Origin of the sequence: Vagococcus xieshaowenii (assembly GCF_004792515.1) — a bacterium.
Classification (GTDB): Bacteria; Bacillota; Bacilli; order Lactobacillales; family Vagococcaceae; genus Vagococcus_A; species Vagococcus_A xieshaowenii.
The window spans coordinates 543,603-559,355 of the sequence record NZ_CP038865.1; the positions used below are offsets into that span (position 1 = coordinate 543,603).

The 15,753-nt window shown below is 39.8% G+C and carries 6 protein-coding genes, 1 tRNA gene and 4 rRNA genes; all 11 read left to right on the forward strand.

Annotated elements, in window-relative coordinates; all coding sequences use genetic code 11:
* Positions 1-14: 14 nt before the first annotated feature.
* The 11 genes from smc (at position 15) to E4Z98_RS02730 (ending at position 15,733) form a co-directional block, all read left to right on the forward strand.
* The gene (gene smc / locus E4Z98_RS02680) at positions 15-3,590 is read left to right on the forward strand and encodes a chromosome segregation protein SMC (protein WP_135254315.1); all 3,576 of its coding nucleotides are present in this window, start codon (positions 15-17) and stop codon (positions 3,588-3,590) included.
* Positions 3,591-3,607: 17 nt separating this feature from the next.
* On the forward strand, positions 3,608-4,426 hold the full coding sequence (locus E4Z98_RS02685; RefSeq protein ID WP_135254316.1) for a Cof-type HAD-IIB family hydrolase: 819 nt from the start codon (positions 3,608-3,610) through the stop codon (positions 4,424-4,426).
* A gap of 15 nt (positions 4,427-4,441) precedes the next feature.
* Positions 4,442-5,443, forward strand: coding sequence for a signal recognition particle-docking protein FtsY (gene ftsY / locus E4Z98_RS02690; RefSeq protein WP_135254317.1), 1,002 nt, complete (start codon positions 4,442-4,444; stop codon positions 5,441-5,443).
* 477 nt (positions 5,444-5,920) lie between these two features.
* Positions 5,921-7,480, forward strand: a 16S ribosomal RNA gene (locus E4Z98_RS02695).
* Between the two features lie 237 nt (positions 7,481-7,717).
* Positions 7,718-10,634: ribosomal RNA gene (locus E4Z98_RS02700) — 23S ribosomal RNA — on the forward strand.
* Positions 10,635-10,708: 74 nt separating this feature from the next.
* Positions 10,709-10,824: ribosomal RNA gene (rrf, locus tag E4Z98_RS02705) — 5S ribosomal RNA — on the forward strand.
* A gap of 11 nt (positions 10,825-10,835) precedes the next feature.
* Positions 10,836-10,907, forward strand: a tRNA-Glu gene (locus tag E4Z98_RS02710).
* Positions 10,908-10,917: 10 nt separating this feature from the next.
* A 5S ribosomal RNA gene (gene rrf, locus E4Z98_RS02715) occupies positions 10,918-11,033 on the forward strand.
* The 16S, 23S and 5S rRNA genes sit together here with 1 tRNA gene alongside, the layout of an rRNA operon.
* Before the next feature lie 132 nt (positions 11,034-11,165).
* Entirely contained in the window at positions 11,166-14,000 is a 2,835-nt protein-coding gene (locus E4Z98_RS02720) for a sigma-54-dependent transcriptional regulator (RefSeq protein WP_135961169.1), read from the forward strand.
* 178 nt (positions 14,001-14,178) lie between these two features.
* The gene (locus tag E4Z98_RS02725; RefSeq protein ID WP_135254176.1) at positions 14,179-14,670 is read left to right on the forward strand and encodes a PTS sugar transporter subunit IIB; all 492 of its coding nucleotides are present in this window, start codon (positions 14,179-14,181) and stop codon (positions 14,668-14,670) included.
* Positions 14,671-14,746: 76 nt separating this feature from the next.
* Entirely contained in the window at positions 14,747-15,733 is a 987-nt protein-coding gene (locus tag E4Z98_RS02730) for a mannose/fructose/sorbose PTS transporter subunit IIB (protein WP_135254175.1), read from the forward strand.
* The last annotated feature ends 20 nt before the right edge of the window (positions 15,734-15,753 follow it).

Sequence of the window (15,753 nt, forward strand, 5' to 3'; positions counted from 1 at the left end):
GGAGTCAATGACTCGTGTTTTTAAAGAGAATAGAAATTTCAGGATTCAAGTCGTTTGCAGAACGAACGACGATTGAATTTAACCAAGGGCTAACCGCAGTTGTTGGGCCAAACGGAAGTGGAAAAAGTAATATTACAGATGCGATTCGCTGGGTATTAGGGGAACAATCCGCTAAAAATCTACGTGGAGGAAAAATGCCTGATGTTATTTTTTCAGGTACCTCCAAAAGAAAAGCCTTAAATATGGCAGAAGTGACACTAGTACTAGATAATGAGCATCATGAATTACCAATTGATTTTAGTGAAGTTAGTGTTACACGACGTTTGAATCGAAGTGGAGATAGCGATTTTTTTATTAACAAACAAAGCTGTCGTTTGAAAGATATTACAGAGTTGTTCACGGATTCTGGTCTGGGGAAAGAATCTTTTTCAATTATCTCACAGGGGAAAGTTGAAGCGATTTTTAATAGTAAACCAGAAGATCGTCGTGGAGTATTTGAAGAAGCAGCCGGTGTATTGAAGTATAAGCAAAGAAAAACACAAGCTGAAAACAAATTATTTGAAACAGAAGATAATCTAAATCGTGTACAAGATATTATTTATGAATTAGAAAGTCAGATCGAACCGCTATTCCGTCAAAGTCAGACAGCTCAAACGTATCAAGTGTTGAAAGAACGTTTGACACAAATGGATGTGGCGATAACGGTTCAAGATATTGAGACCTATAAATTGCAATGGGAACAAGCTAAGCTTGAGATGGCAAATATTGACCAATCAGTTAAGCAATTATCTGAACAAAAAACAGAACACGAAGCAGCCGTACAAGGTTTGCGACAAGAACGTGAAAATTACACCTTTTTGTTAGATCAGACCCAACAAAAATTAGTGGAAGTGACGGAACAGTTTGAAAAAACAGAAGGTCAGAAAAACTTGATTTTTGAGCGCTCGCAAAATACAGAAAAATTAGCGACTGATTATCAAATGAATATCGAAGGACTAAAAGAACGTGAGAGGCTATTGTTAAAAGAAATCGAAAAAATCTCACATAACATTGAAGAAAGTATCAAAGCTAAACAATTACAAAATCAAAAAGTGACCGAAACAAAGGGGTTATTAGAACGGTTTAGCCAAACAAGTGAAGAACAAGTAGAAGATATTCGTAATGAATATGTTGAAGTGATGCAAGAACAAGTAAACGTAAAAAATGATTTGAAACATTTGGAGCGTCAGTATGAATTAGAATCTTCTCGCCATCAAAATGTTTTAGGACGTCGTGAACGTATGTTGTCTAATGAACAACAACTTGCCGAACGTAAAGAAGCACAAAATAACCTGTTGGTGAAACATCAAGCAATGCTAAAAGAATTACTTGAAGAATACGCTTTGGTTGAACGTAAGTATCAATTTTCTCAAGAGCAGTTACAGACCCAACAAGTTAGTTTGCAAAACGGTAAAAGTTTATTGCAACAAGCTATTTCTCGTCAATCTACCTTGAAAGATTTACAAGAGAATTATTCCGGATTTTATCAAGGGGTTCGAGCAATATTAAAACAAAAGAAACAGCTACCAGGTATTGTAGGAGCGGTTGCAGAATTAGTGAAAGTTCCAACAGAACTAGTAACAGCAATAGATACAGTTTTAGGTGGGAACGCCCAAAGTGTCATTGTGGAGGATGAAAAAGCAGGTCGTCAAGCGATTAATTATCTGAAACAAAGGCGTTTAGGTCGTGCGACATTCTTGCCGATAACTACGATTAAACCTCGTACGATTAATGCAATGCAATATGATCGAATTGTCTCACAGCCAGGTTTTGTAGGGATTGCTAGTCAATTAGTAAAATGCGATGATAAAATTCGACAAGTAGTCGAGAACTTATTGGGGACTACATTAATTGCAGAAAGTTTAGAAAGTGCTAATAACTTAGCTAAAGCATTAAACTATCAATACCGTGTTGTGTCACTCGAAGGAGATTTGATGAATCCAGGAGGTTCAATGACCGGTGGTGCTGTGCAAAGTGGTAAAAAAGGTAGTTTACTAGCAGTATCTGGCGAGTTGGAAACCTTAACCACCCAGATAGCAGATATGGAAAACATGTTGACTAAACATCAACACCGTGTTGAACGTTTGCTAGAAGAAACCGCAGAATTAAAAGAATTATTAGCAGTAAAACGACAAGATGGTGAAGAAGCACGTTTTAAAGAGCAATCATTAGCCAATGAAGTATTAATGGTGGAAAAAGAATGGGAAAACCTTCAACGTGAAAAAGAAGGATTTGAATTTGAAACCAAAGATGTTACTTTATTTTTTGAAGAATATGAAGATAGCAAAGCGAATCTAACCAAAGAACTTGAACATTTAACAGCTAAAATGACAGAACTTGATACATTACTTAAGTCAGTTACTAGTGAAGCAACGTCAATTGAAGCAAAACGAAATGAATATCAAGTGCTGTACCATGAACAAATGAGTGAATTAGCCATTTTGAAACAAAAAGTAGCTCATCAAGAAGAAACAATGCTTGAACGTCAACAATCATTAGGTGATTTGCGTCGTGAGTTAAGAGGCATAGAAGAACGTTTAGCGCTATTAGTGAATCGTGAACAATTGGATAAACTAGACCCTAAACAATTAGAACAACAAATGCTTCAATTAGCTAACGAAAAAGAGACTATCCAAGCTGAAATGTCGCGCTTGAAAGTAAACCGAGATGAAACACAGCAACAATTAAACGAAGAAGAACAAGCGGCTGTTCAAGTTAATGAATCCTTACGTCAGTTATATGAAACAAAGTCTGAAGTAGAAGTAACTGTTTCGATGAGTGGTAGTTACCTAGATCGTAGTCTGAAATATTTACAAGAAGATTATCAGATGACATATGAATGGGCGAAAGAGCATTATCTATTTGAAGAAGAGATGACTCAAGAAGCTCGCGAAGAAGTTAAAGCTCTAAAACTTGAGATTGAAGCGTTAGGTCCAATTAATATGGAAGCCATCATGCAATATGAGCAAGTAAAAGAACGCTTTGATTTCTTAACTGTTCAACGTGACGATCTATTAACAGCCAAAGATTCCTTGTTCCAAACGATGAATGAAATGGATGAAACGGTAAAAGTTAGATTTGAAGAAATATTTATCGGTATTCAGGCGAAGTTTAGAGAGACGTTTCCTAAAATGTTTGGAGGCGGTCATGCCGACTTGGTCTTGACAGATCCTGATAATTTATTAACAACCGGTATTGATATTGTGGCACAACCTCCAGGCAAAAAACTACAAAATTTAAGTTTGTTATCTGGTGGTGAACGTGCATTAACAGCTATCGCGTTATTATTTTCAATTATTCAAGTAAGACCCGTTCCATTCTGTGTCCTTGATGAAGTAGAAGCAGCACTAGATGAAGCAAATGTTACACGATTTGGTCAGTATCTAAGTTTATTTGAAAAAGACACACAGTTTATTGTAATTACTCATCGAAAAGGTACAATGGAATCAGCGGATGTATTGTATGGCGTGACCATGCAAGAATCAGGGGTTTCAAGTATTGTTTCAGTTAAATTAGAAGAACTAAGTAATGATACGGCCCTAGAAGCTTAAGACAAAGGAGAGACAACGTGATTAAATTAATTGCAATTGATTTAGATGGCACATTATTAAATTCAGAAAAACAGGTTAGTGAAGAAAACAAACAAGCAATTACAGCGGCAAAAGCAAAAGGTGTAAAAGTAATGTTGTGTACAGGTCGACCATTAAAATCGGTCTTACCTTTATTAGAAGAACTTGGTTTAATGGATGAAGGAGATTATTCCATTACATTAAATGGTGGCTTGATTCAAAGCAATCATGACGGTGAAGTTTTATCAGAAACATTATTAAACGGTACGCATGTGAAAGATATTTATCAATTATCTCAATCACTAGATTTAACGCTAGATGTTGTGTCAAGAGGTACGGTATATCGTGCAACACCTGTATCAAATAATCATCCATCTATCTATCATCAAGTTAATAAAGTCTTAGCTTTTAAAGAAAAAAGAATTGAAGAATTTTCAGAATCTGATAAAGTTAATAAAATGGTTTGTACTGACGTGAACCCTGAATATTTAACACAACAAATGAAAACTATTCCTTCAGAGTACTTTGAACGCTACAACATCGTACGTTCAGGTGCAAATTTATTTGAATTCGTTGACAAAACTGTTTCTAAAGCTGCTGGCATGGCTCAATTAGGAGATATATTGAATATTTCTCCATCAGAGATGATGGCTTTAGGTGATGAAGAAAATGATTTTTCAATGATTGACTACGCAGGAATAGGTGTTGCCATGGGGAACGCTACGGATCAAATTAAACAAATTGCCCAATTTGAAACAAAAACAAATGACGAACACGGAGTGGCATACGCTATTAACAAATTTGTTTTAGAGGCATAAAAGTAGGAGGAATAAATGGGTATTTTCGATAAGTTAAAAAACGTCTTTAAAAATGAAACGCCAGAACCAGTCACACAGACGCAAGAAAAAATGGACAAAGGGTTAGAAAAAACGAGAAAAACCTTTGGCCAAATGATGAATGAATTGATGGCGAATTTCAGAAAAGTTGACGAAGACTTTTTTGAAGACTTAGAAGAAACATTAATTACAGCAGATGTTGGTTTTGAAACAGCAATGCGTATCACAGAAGAATTAAGACAAGAAGTTAAATTAAAAAATGCAAAGAAATCTGAAGAAGTTCAAAATGTCATCGTTGAAAAACTGGTGAGTATTTATGAAGAAAACGGCTTAGAGGAGCATAACGAGATTAATTTGCAATCAGAAGGCTTGAGCATTATTTTATTTGTTGGGGTTAATGGCGTTGGTAAAACAACCTCAATTGGTAAATTAGCCAATCAATACCGTGAAGAAGGCAAGAAAGTGTTGTTAGCTGCAGCAGATACTTTCCGTGCAGGAGCAATTGATCAATTAATTGTTTGGGGAGATCGTGCTCAAGTCGATGTTGTATATGGACAAGCAGGAGGAGATCCTGCATCTGTTGTGTTTGATGCTGTAAAGCGCGCTAAAGAAGAAGACGCAGATGTGTTATTAGTAGATACTGCTGGACGTTTACAGAATAAAGATCACTTAATGAAAGAATTAGAAAAAATCAAACGTATTATTCAACGAGAAGTTCCAGATGCGCCTCATGAGGTTCTTTTAGTGGTAGATGCAACAACTGGACAAAATGCGATGGTACAAGCAAAACAATTTAAAGAAACCACAGACGTTACGGGCTTAGTTTTAACAAAACTGGACGGAACAGCAAAAGGTGGAATGGTATTAGCTATTCGAAATGAATTGAAATTACCAGTTAAATTAGTTGGTCTAGGTGAAGGTATCAATGATTTACAGCCGTTTGAACCCTCGGAGTTTGTATATGGCTTATTTAAAGAGTTAATAGTAGAAACAGAATAAAAATTAAGGAACATAACCAGTATAAGGTTGTGTTTCTTTTTTTTTTTTAAAAAAGACTTGCAAAGTCGACAGATAAGAAGTATTATATAAAAGTTGTCTCAGATAACACACTTTAACTTATCGAGTAAGAAGTTTTAAATAAATTTCAAAAAACTGTTGACTAAGTCAACTATGCGTGGTAAGATTTAGAAGTTGTCAGGAACGAAAGTTCTTCAAACAACAAACAAAATAAAAAGTTTTAAAAAAGTTGTTGACAAAGTCAACTAGCTATGATAAACTTATGGAGTTGTCACAAAAAGACAACGACAAGTTAAAAAAACTTTTATGTAGACCTTTGAAAACTGAACAATGAATAAGACAAACCAAATGTGTAGGGTGTTTTACAAAGTGTAAAACAAAACCAACAATTTTTAAATTTTAGTGAAGTAATTCGCTAGCAAACATAAATGAGCGACATCTTCGGATGTTATCAAAACTTTTATTGAGAGTTTGATCCTGGCTCAGGACGAACGCTGGCGGCGTGCCTAATACATGCAAGTCGAACGCTTTTTCTTTCACCGGAGCTTGCTCCACCGAAAGAAAAAGAGTGGCGGACGGGTGAGTAACACGTGGGTAACTTGCCCATCAGTGGGGGATAACACTTGGAAACAGGTGCTAATACCGCATATCTCTTTTGATCGCATGATCGAATGATGAAAGACGCTTTCGGGTGTCGCTGATGGATAGACCCGCGCTGCATTAGTTAGTTGGTGAGGTAATGGCTCACCAAGACCGTGATGCATAGCCGACCTGAGAGGGTGATCGGCCACACTGGGACTGAGACACGGCCCAGACTCCTACGGGAGGCAGCAGTAGGGAATCTTCGGCAATGGACGAAAGTCTGACCGAGCAACGCCGCGTGAGTGAAGAAGGTTTTCGGATCGTAAAACTCTGTTGTTAGAGAAGAACAAGCGTGAGAGTAACTGTTCACGCCTTGACGGTATCTAACCAGAAAGCCACGGCTAACTACGTGCCAGCAGCCGCGGTAATACGTAGGTGGCAAGCGTTGTCCGGATTTATTGGGCGTAAAGCGAGCGCAGGCGGTTCTTTAAGTCTGATGTGAAAGCCCTCGGCTCAACCGAGGAAGGTCATTGGAAACTGGGGAACTTGAGTGCAGAAGAGGAGAGTGGAATTCCATGTGTAGCGGTGAAATGCGTAGATATATGGAGGAACACCAGTGGCGAAGGCGACTCTCTGGTCTGTAACTGACGCTGAGGCTCGAAAGCGTGGGGAGCAAACAGGATTAGATACCCTGGTAGTCCACGCCGTAAACGATGAGTGCTAAGTGTTGGAGGGTTTCCGCCCTTCAGTGCTGCAGCTAACGCATTAAGCACTCCGCCTGGGGAGTACGGTCGCAAGACTGAAACTCAAAGGAATTGACGGGGGCCCGCACAAGCGGTGGAGCATGTGGTTTAATTCGAAGCAACGCGAAGAACCTTACCAGGTCTTGACATCCTTTGACCATTCTAGAGATAGAACTTTCCCTTCGGGGACAAAGTGACAGGTGGTGCATGGTTGTCGTCAGCTCGTGTCGTGAGATGTTGGGTTAAGTCCCGCAACGAGCGCAACCCTTATTGTTAGTTGCCATCATTAAGTTGGGCACTCTAGCAAGACTGCCGGTGACAAACCGGAGGAAGGTGGGGATGACGTCAAATCATCATGCCCCTTATGACCTGGGCTACACACGTGCTACAATGGACAGTACAACGAGTCGCGAGACCGCGAGGTCAAGCTAATCTCTTAAAGCTGTTCTCAGTTCGGATTGTAGGCTGCAACTCGCCTACATGAAGCCGGAATCGCTAGTAATCGCGGATCAGAACGCCGCGGTGAATACGTTCCCGGGCCTTGTACACACCGCCCGTCACACCACGGGAGTTTGTAACACCCAAAGTCGGTGAGGTAACCTTCGGGAGCCAGCCGCCTAAGGTGGGATAGATAACTGGGGTGAAGTCGTAACAAGGTAGCCGTATCGGAAGGTGCGGCTGGATCACCTCCTTTCTAAGGAATATTACGGAATACACAGGTTGACTTATTCATTGCTCAGTTTTGAGAGGTTTACTCTCAAACATTCGTTCATTGAAAACTGGATATTGAAACAAAATGTAAACAAACCGAAAACACCGCGTTGAAACGAGTTAATAAACAAAGTTCAATAGCTAAAACATAGGATTGATGGAGCTGACTATCGCTAGTTGGTAGAAATCAAGAGTCTAGCACATAAGTGGTAGCAAATAAGGTTAAGTGAATAAGGGCGCACGGTGGATGCCTTGGCACTAGAAGACGATGAAGGACGGGACTAACTCCGATAAGCTTTGGGGAGCTGTACGTAAGCTATGATCCAGAGATTTCCGAATGGGGCAACCCAGCAGCTTTAATAGGCTGTTACTCCTAACTGAATACATAGGTTAGCGAGGGTGAGACGCAGAGAACTGAAACATCTAAGTACCTGCAGGAAGAGAAAGAAAAATCGATTTCCTTAGTAGCGGCGAGCGAAACGGAAACAGCCCAAACCAACAAGCTTGCTTGTTGGGGTTGTAGGACTCAGCTGTGGTAGCTGTGAGTAGTAGTTGAATTGACTTGGAAAGGTCAGCCAAAGAGGGTGAAAGCCCCGTAAACGAAACTAGTCACACACCTATGAGTATCCTGAGTACGGCGGAACACGTGAAATTCCGTCGGAATCCGGGAGGACCATCTCCCAAGGCTAAATACTCTCTAGTGACCGATAGTGAACCAGTACCGTGAGGGAAAGGTGAAAAGCACCCCGGGAGGGGAGTGAAATAGAACCTGAAACCGTGTGCCTACAACAAGTTAGAGCCCGTTAATGGGTGATAGCGTGCCTTTTGTAGAATGAACCGGCGAGTTACGATTGCATGCGAGGTTAAGATGAAGAGTCGGAGCCGTAGCGAAAGCGAGTCTGAATAGGGCGTCATAGTATGTAGTCGTAGACCCGAAACCATGTGATCTACCCATGTCCAGGTTGAAGGTGCGGTAAAACGCACTGGAGGACCGAACCCACGCACGTTGAAAAGTGCGGGGATGAGGTGTGGGTAGCGGAGAAATTCCAATCGAACTTGGAGATAGCTGGTTCTCTCCGAAATAGCTTTAGGGCTAGCCTCGGACTTAAGAATGATGGAGGTAGAGCACTGTTTGGACTAGGGGCCCATCCCGGGTTACCGAATTCAGATAAACTCCGAATGCCATTCATTCATATCCGGGAGTCAGACTGCGAGTGATAAGATCCGTAGTCGAAAGGGAAACAGCCCAGACCACCAGCTAAGGTCCCAAAATGTATGTTAAGTGGAAAAGGATGTGGGGTTGCATAAACAACTAGGATGTTGGCTTAGAAGCAGCCACCATTTAAAGAGTGCGTAATAGCTCACTAGTCGAGTGACCCTGCGCCGAAAATTTACCGGGGCTAAACATACTACCGAAGCTGTGGATTACACCTTAGGGTGTAGTGGTAGGAGAGCGTTCTAAGGGCGTTGAAGGTAGATCGTGAGGACTACTGGAGCGCTTAGAAGTGAGAATGCCGGTATGAGTAGCGAAAGACGGGTGAGAATCCCGTCCACCGTATGACTAAGGTTTCCTGGGGAAGGCTCGTCCTCCCAGGGTTAGTCGGGACCTAAGCCGAGGCCGACAGGCGTAGGCGATGGACAACAGGTTGATATTCCTGTACCAGTTAGAATTGTTTGAGCAAGGGAGTGACGCAGGAGGTTAGGTGAACCAGACGATTGGAAGAGTCTGGCCAAGCAGTGAGTCTTGAGATGAGTTAAATGCTTATCACTATAAGGACAAGCTGTGATGGGGAGGGAAGTAATAGTACCGAAGTCACTGATATCACACTGCCAAGAAAAACTTCTAGTGAGAGACTAACTGCCCGTACCGCAAACCGACACAGGTAGTCGAGGAGAGTATCCTAAGGTGAGCGAGTGAACTCTCGTTAAGGAACTCGGCAAAATGACCCCGTAACTTCGGGAGAAGGGGTGCTGAACGCAAGTTCAGCCGCAGTGAATAGGCCCAAGCGACTGTTTATCAAAAACACAGGTCTCTGCAAAATCGAAAGATGACGTATAGGGGCTGACGCCTGCCCGGTGCTGGAAGGTTAAGAGGATGGGTTAGCAATAGCGAAGCTCAGAATTGAAGCCCCAGTAAACGGCGGCCGTAACTATAACGGTCCTAAGGTAGCGAAATTCCTTGTCGGGTAAGTTCCGACCCGCACGAAAGGCGTAACGATTTGGGCACTGTCTCAACGAGAGACTCGGTGAAATTTTAGTACCTGTGAAGATGCAGGTTACCCGCGACAGGACGGAAAGACCCCATGGAGCTTTACTGTAGTTTGATTTTGAATGTTTGTACCACATGTACAGGATAGGTAGGAGCCGTAGAGCTCGGTACGCCAGTATCGAAGGAGGCAATGGTGGGATACTACCCTTGTGTTATGACCATTCTAACCCGCGCCACTAATCGTGGCGGGAGACAGAGTCAGATGGGCAGTTTGACTGGGGCGGTCGCCTCCTAAAAGGTAACGGAGGCGCCCAAAGGTTCCCTCAGAATGGTTGGAAATCATTCGAAGAGTGCAAAGGCAGAAGGGAGCTTGACTGCGAGACCTACAAGTCGAGCAGGGACGAAAGTCGGGCTTAGTGATCCGGTGGTTCCGCATGGAAGGGCCATCGCTCAACGGATAAAAGCTACCCTGGGGATAACAGGCTTATCTCCCCCAAGAGTCCACATCGACGGGGAGGTTTGGCACCTCGATGTCGGCTCGTCGCATCCTGGGGCTGTAGTCGGTCCCAAGGGTTGGGCTGTTCGCCCATTAAAGCGGCACGCGAGCTGGGTTCAGAACGTCGTGAGACAGTTCGGTCCCTATCCGTCGCGGGCGTTGGAAATTTGAGAGGAGCTGTCCTTAGTACGAGAGGACCGGGATGGACACACCGCTGGTGTACCAGTTGTTCTGCCAAGGGCATAGCTGGGTAGCTACGTGTGGAAGGGATAAACGCTGAAAGCATCTAAGCGTGAAGCCCCCCTCAAGATGAGATTTCCCATTTCTTTAAGAAAGTAAGACCCCTGAGAGACGATCAGGTAGATAGGTTGGAAGTGTAAGTGCAGCGATGCATTCAGCGGACCAATACTAATCGGTCGAGGACTTAACCAAAAAATTGTATTTCGGAGCGTCAAGTTTTGTTTCAATCCAGTTTTGAGTGAAGGAATTCATTCGAATATAAAAAGTGTGGTGGCGATAGCGAGAAGGATACACCTGTTCCCATGTCGAACACAGAAGTTAAGCTTCTTAGCGCCGATGGTAGTTGGGGGTTTCCCCCTGTGAGAGTAGGACGTTGCCACGCTTTTTTTTATTGGCCCGTTGGTCAAGCGGTTAAGACACCGCCCTTTCACGGCGGTAACACGGGTTCGAGTCCCGTACGGGTCATAAGCATATGTGCGGTAATGATGGCAAGAAGGATACACCTGTTCCCATGTCGAACACAGAAGTTAAGTTTCTTAGCGCCGATGGTAGTTGGGGGTTTCCCCCTGTGAGAGTAGGACATAGCCGTGCAAGTTTAAAGACTAATTCTTTATAGAATTAGTCTTTTTTTGTAATTGGAACACATATGTAAAAAATTGACTTCTAATAAAGCAGTGTGTTATAGTGTGTTGGATTTGTGACAATGGAAAGAGGGATATAATAATGAAGAGATCAGATAAAATATATAAGTATGTTCTTGAAAAGACCTCCCATTTTACGCGTCAAGATTTGGAAGAGAATCGTGGAATAACAGCATCTGATGTTGAACAGGCATTAAATATTCAACGTGCTAATGCGAGTAGAGATTTAAATCAGTTGGTGAGGGAGGGATTGGTAATAAAAGGTAGAGGCCGTCCGGTATGCTATATTGCTAATTTAACGACTGATTTAGCGGAACTATCTTCATCTAATGAATTGGAAGAGGTTTCAAAAATAAATAAGAAATTAGATGTATTTGATACGTTAATTGGTGGTAATCAAAGTTTAAAGTTACCTATTGAACAAGCAAAGGCAGCTATTTTATATCCACCAAATGGTTTGAATTGTCTAATCACTGGAGCAACTGGGTCGGGTAAATCATTTTTTGCTAAAGCTATGTTTGAATATGCAAAAGAAAATCAAGTGATTGATGATGAAAAAAAATTAGTCGTCTTTAATTGTGCAGATTATGCCCATAATTCAGAGTTATTGATGAGTCATTTGTTTGGGTATGTTGAAGGAGCGTTTACTGGAGCTAATAAGAATAAAGATGGTTTAATTCAAGAGGCTAATGAAAGTATGCTCTTCTTAGATGAAATTCATCGATTGCCACCAGAAGGTCAAGAAATGATTTTTTATTTCATGGATCATGGCTTATATAATCGCTTAGGTGAGACATTAAAAAATCAAAAGGCAAATGTCCGTATTATTTGTGCAACAACGGAGGATCCGTCATCTGCTTTATTAAATACATTTGTCCGTAGAATTCCAATTAATATTAAACTACCGAGTTTTGAAGAACGTACACCACGTGAAAAAGTTGATTTAGCGGTGCAAATGTTTGGAATAGAAGCACAGCGTATTGGTAAAAATATTTCTTTAACATCGGATGTGATGAAATCATTGATTGGGAGTGTGACATTTGGTAATGTGGGACAATTAAAATCTAATGTCCAATTAATTTGTGCACGATCATTCCTTAATAATGTTGAAAATAATGAATTATCGATTGATTTAGAACAGTTGCCTTTAGAAGTAAAAAGAGGCTTATCAGAAATTGCCAATAATCGTCAATTATCAGCTGAGTTAACACAATTACTATCTGCTAATATGATTATTTCTCCTAATAGCGAAGTGATTAATAGTCCGTTGGTAGATACCTATGATCTTCCTTACGATTTGTATGAAGTAATTGGTGAGAAAACTAAAATGCTTCAAGGTGTAGGGGTTTCTCATGAGAAAATTAAAGAAACGATTATGTCAGAAATTAATATGCATTTATCTTCTTTTTATCAAAATCATGGGTTGATACCTGAATCGAGTGACCATTTAGTTGAACTAGTCGATCCAGAATTGGTCGAGTTAACTAAGGAAATTCATCAGATTGCTTCTACCGAGTTAGAATATCCTTTTCAAATTAATTTTATCTACGCGTTAAGTTTGCATATTAGTGCTTACTTAAGAAGAGCAAGTGAAGGACAAGAAGGCGAAACGCTAGAAAGTAATGATGGCATTCGTGAGTTAGTGACTAAACATCCAAAAGAATACCAAGTTGCGCTAACTATTAGAGAGCTAATAGCTAACAAGTACCAGATGACCTTACCTTCAGATGAAATTGATTACTTGACGCTATTGATTGTCTCCTTAAAAGAAAATTATCATGGCGGTAAAATTGGTATTATTGTGGCAGCGCACGGGGATTCAACGGCTTCTAGTATGGTACAAGTAGCCAAACAATTATTTGGAAACCATAATATTGCTGCAGTCGATATGCCACTAGATATGGCGCCTAAAAAAGCCTATCAAAAAATTATCGAGGTTGCTTCAACAATTCAATATAGTAGTGGCTTAATTTTGTTAGTAGATATGGGGTCATTATTAACATTTGGAGAAGAACTTTCTGAAGAGTTAAATGTCCAAGTTAAAACCCTTGATATGGTGACCACATCACTAGTATTAGAGACTGCTAGAAAAACTGATTTATTAGATACTGATTTAGAATCATTGTATCAAGCCTTGTTACGTTTTAATGGATATGGTCAAAAACCAGCAGAACAACGTGTAAATAATATTCAAAGAACTTCGGATAAGTTAGGGCCAACATCAAAGGCCATAATAGCGATATGTGCCTCAGGAAAAGGTGCAGCCGAGCGAATGAAAGCTTTAATTTTGGAAAATCTTGAAGATGTTGAGACGCAAAATTTATCAGTTATTCCTATTTCTGTGTTAAACATGAAAGAACGAATTAAAGAAATACAAAAAGAATACCAATTATTGGCGATTACAGGAATTGTTGATCCTAAAATAAACGTTCCATTTTATTCACTGGATGCTTTACTAACAGGAAAAGCAATTCATTCCATTCGTGAATTGCTTGTAAATGACACACTAACGAATGAAAATCAGCCATTAACCAAAGAACAAACCCAACAACTGTGTTTGGATTATTTATCTGACTATTATACGTTTATTAATCCTCATAAAGTGTTGCCTATTTTTTGGGACTTTACAGAAAAAGTATGCGAAAAAATCCTTAGACAACCTGTAACTGAGTATTTATCGTTTATCAATGTGATTTCTCATTTAGCTGGAACTTTAGAAAGAGGCATAAGAAATGAGTTCCTTAGTGTTGATGACACACTATTAAGCGAAGCGAAAGAAACAAAATTATTTCAAATCATAGAATTTGAAGTGAAAGAAATCGAACAGACCTTTAATGTAGTAATTAGTGAAGAAGAAGTGTTTTATATATTTGAAAACATTAAAAACACACTAAGTATTGAGCTTGAAACACTTTAATCACCAACACACAAAAACGACACACTTTTTTAAGTGTGTCGTTTTTTTTATTGCTGAGTAGAGAATACTTTATCTATAGGTTTTGTAGATAACACAGAAAAGTTGGCACGTAAATTGCTTTACTATAAGAGTGTATGAATTAATTTGATTTTATTTTTGTCAGCAAAGGACGAGAAAAATGGATATTCAATTTGTAAGAATCGATGATCGATTGATTCATGGTCAAGTAGCGACGGTTTGGGTGAAAAAATTTAATATTGAACGCATTTTAGTTGTGGCTGAAGAAGTGACCAAAAATCCTGTTAGAAAAGTGATGCTTGAACAAGCAGCACCTCCAGGGGTTTATGTGAACGTTATTACGCCTGCTAAATTGATAGATATTTATTTTGATCCGTTGTTTTTTTCTTCTAAAGTCATGTTACTCTTTACCAATCCACAAGAAGTTGTGTGCGCAGTAAAGAAAGGCGTGGTGTTTCCATCTGTTAATATAGGTGGGATGAGTTTTTCTCAAGGGAAAAAAATGTTAACCAATGCGGTTGCTGTTAATGAAGAAGATATTCGTTCCTTTGAATATCTTACGACCAAAGGAATTGAACTTGAAGTTCGTAAAGTTTTTTCTGATTCTAAGTTACAATTAATGGATTTAATTAGTAAAAAGAAATTATTTTAATTTTTTTCAAATTAGTTCAAACGCCACAAGAAATATTTATACATTTGTAGACAAATGATTAGGAGGGAGAAAACAGATGGTAGGAATTATTTTGGCAAGTCATGGTGAATTTGCACAAGGTATTTTACAATCAGGTTCAATGATTTTTGGTGAACAACAAAACGTTGCAGCTGTGACGTTAATGCCAAGTGAAGGTCCTGATGACGTTAGAGCTAAAATGGAAGAAGCGATTGCATCTTTTGATGATAGCGAGAGCATTCTATTTTTAGTTGACTTATGGGGAGGCACTCCATTTAACCAAGCAAACCATTTATTAGCTGGTAAAGAGGATAAATGGGCAATCGTTAGTGGGTTAAACTTACCAATGGTGATTGAAGCTTATGCATCACGTTTCTCAATGGAATCAGCTCACGAAATCGCAACACAAATTGTTGGCGTTGCTAAAGATGGTGTGAAAGCTAAACCTGAAGAATTAGAACCAGTATCTGAAACTGCAACAGCTGTAGAAGCTGCTCCTCAAGGGGCTATTCCAGAAGGAACAGTTTTAGGAAATGGTGAAATTGATTACGTATTAGCACGTATCGATTCTCGTTTATTACATGGACAAGTTGCAACGGCATGGACAAAAGCAACTGGCCCAAATCGTATTATCGTTGTTTCAGATTCAGTATCTAAAGACGATTTACGTAAAAAATTAATTGAACAAGCAGCACCTCCAGGTGTAAAAGCAAACGTTATTCCAATCAATAAAATGATTGAAGTTGCTAAAGATCCTCGTTTTGGTGCTACAAAAGCATTACTATTATTCGAAAACCCTGAAGACGTATTAAAAGCAGTTGAAGGCGGCGTAGACATTAAAGAAGTTAACGTTGGTTCAATGGCTCATTCAGTTGGTAAAGTAGTAGTAAACAAAGTATTATCTATGAACAACGAAGACGTTGAATCATTTGAAAAATTAGCGGCTAAAGGCGTTAAATTTGATGTACGTAAAGTACCAAATGACTCACGTGCAAGCATGGATGATTTAATTAAAAAAGCTAAAAATGAATTAGCAAACGCATAAAAATATTTAACACAATAGGA

Bases quoted from the DNA above. Each gene is read 5' to 3' on its own strand.
- E4Z98_RS02725 (WP_135254176.1), top strand. From the start codon at position 14,179: ATGGATATTCAATTTGTAAGAATCGATGATCGATTGATTCATGGTCAA.
- E4Z98_RS02730 (WP_135254175.1), top strand. From the start codon at position 14,747: ATGGTAGGAATTATTTTGGCAAGTCATGGTGAATTTGCACAAGGTATT.
- ftsY (WP_135254317.1), top strand. From the start codon at position 4,442: ATGGGTATTTTCGATAAGTTAAAAAACGTCTTTAAAAATGAAACGCCA.
- E4Z98_RS02720 (WP_135961169.1), top strand. From the start codon at position 11,166: ATGAAGAGATCAGATAAAATATATAAGTATGTTCTTGAAAAGACCTCC.